This is a genomic window from Vibrio sp. 10N.222.46.A1 (assembly GCF_041473595.1).
Classification (GTDB): domain Bacteria; phylum Pseudomonadota; class Gammaproteobacteria; order Enterobacterales; family Vibrionaceae; genus Vibrio; species Vibrio tasmaniensis_A.
Genome location: NZ_JBFRSN010000864.1, coordinates 1 through 2,182 on the forward strand (window position 1 = coordinate 1; position 2,182 = coordinate 2,182).

Below are 2,182 nucleotides of genomic sequence, written 5' to 3' on the forward strand. Positions count from 1 at the left end.
GTAGTGTAGTTTTAGAAATATTTGTATAAATACCCCTTAAGGGCTAAATAGGATCCTATATTGTCTTAGATCAATAAATTATGAAGCGTTTGGTCACATATTGAATGGAGCTCTGTTTTTTGATGTGTGACAATAGGTTCCCGATAGCCATTTTTATACCTTCAGGATATTAACTTTGCTTATTAAACCTGTTTCATCTGTGACGAGTACAATAGCTAAATCATTGCTATTTATATTGCTCCTTTCAGTTGCCACCACCGGTTTTGCTATTTTTACATTGGCGTCCAGCCTTAATGATGCCGAGGCGGTTAATGTGGCTGGCTCGATGCGCATGCAAAGCTACCGTTTAGCGCATGATATTCAAATAGAATCAGTGGATTACGATTCTCATATTCGTGAATTTGAAAGTTCCCTTTATTCCACATCGATGACTAATTTGGTGAGTTGGGAAGTGCCAACTGATATTACAAATGATTATTATTTAATAATTGGCCGTTGGCATGAATTGAAGCAGGTCTTAAATAGCGAAGATAGAAAACACTACCTGGTACTTGTTGAAAATTTTGTTATTGAAATCGACCGCTTTGTTTTTAAGTTACAAGAATTTTCAGAAAATAAATTAATTAAATTGGCATGGGCTGGTGGTATAGGTCTAGGTGGAATACTCGTCATATCTCTTTTTGTTGTTCATTTTGTACGTAAACAAGTTGTTAAGCCTCTACACGCTCTCGTTAGAGCTAGCCAGAGAATAAAAAATAGTGATTTCGAGGTTAAGTTGGAGGTTACCAACAATAATGAACTGGGCATTTTGACCAAAACATTTAACTCGATGGCGAAAGATTTAGGCGTGCTGTATCGAAACCTTGAAGATGTTGTCGATGCCAAGACGGTTGAGTTACAAAATGCCAACCAATCATTGCAAGCACTCTATTATTCTTCTCAAGAACTCACGGTAACGCGTGTTGCACCGGAAAATTTCCGAGCTATTTTGCAGTACTTGGTCAGCCTAGAAGGGATTGAATCGCTAAGGTTAGAAATAGTCGATAATTCGGGACGTTCTTTGATTATGGATGAAGGTTACGACCCGACTTGCGATTATGAAAAGTTTGAAATGAAACTGGATGATAACGAGCTTGTTTTGGGCTATCTGTATTGCTCATATCATCATGGTCATTCAACTAAGACGCTAATTGAGAGTTTTATTCAACTGTTATCGAGAGCTATCTACTATAATCGCGCTCAAAAGAAAGCTGAGCAGCTTATTATTATGGAAGAGCGAGCGACGATTGCGCGTGAACTGCATGATTCATTGGCCCAATCGCTGTCGTATTTAAAAATCCAAGTGACATTGTTAAAGCGTGTTATTGGTAAACTTCCGGAACACAAACATCGAGAGCAGTCTGAGCAGATTGCATCTGAGATAGGGAATGGGTTAGCCGGTGCCTATACTCAATTGAGAGAGCTACTCACCACATTTAGGTTATCCATCAAAGAGGGTAGCTTTGGAGATGCTTTGAGCACCATGCTAGAGCAACTTAGTGAAAGAACCGATGCGAAGATTAAATTAACTAATAACCTTTCATCGCTAGAGCTTGATGCGCACAGTCAGGTTCACTTGCTTCAATTGATTCGTGAAGCAACAATAAACGCAATAAAACACGCCAATGCCGACTTGATAGATGTATGCTGTATCGATGAGGACGGACAAGTATTAGTCGTGATTAAAGATAATGGAGAAGGCTTTGACCCAAGTAGTTCGAAGATGAACCACTACGGAATGAGTATTATGCAGGAGCGTGCGGCAAGACTGAATGGTGACTTAACGATTGAAGCGGCTCAAGGTGAGGGCTGTACAGTCATATTGAAATATAAAAGTTTAAAGGAAGTTAAAGTTGACGATTTGTAAAGTAATGTTGGTTGATGATCATCCATTGATGCGCAGAGGTATAAGCCAATTACTGAGCTTTGAAGATGAATTTGAAGTGATTGCAGAAGCAAGTAACGGTACTGAAGCGGTCGCTCTTGCCCATGAAGAAGAACCTGATTTGATCCTGTTGGATCTGAATATGAAAGGCATGTCTGGGCTAGATACTCTGAAAGCACTTCGTACTGATGGTTCAAGCGCTAACATCGTTATTTTAACGGTTTCTGATAGCCCTGCGGATATAGAAGCGATTGTTAA

At 39.5% G+C, this 2,182-nt stretch carries 2 protein-coding genes; both read left to right on the forward strand.

Annotated elements, in window-relative coordinates; genetic code table 11:
• Positions 1–175: 175 nt before the first annotated feature.
• On the forward strand, positions 176–1,906 hold the full coding sequence (narQ, locus tag AB4496_RS21255; RefSeq protein ID WP_102258340.1) for a nitrate/nitrite two-component system sensor histidine kinase NarQ: 1,731 nt from the start codon (positions 176–178) through the stop codon (positions 1,904–1,906).
• The coding region (locus AB4496_RS21260; RefSeq protein ID WP_372071129.1) for a response regulator at positions 1,893–2,182 on the forward strand (290 nt) is incomplete at its 3' end. The genes narQ and AB4496_RS21260, both read left to right, overlap by 14 nt.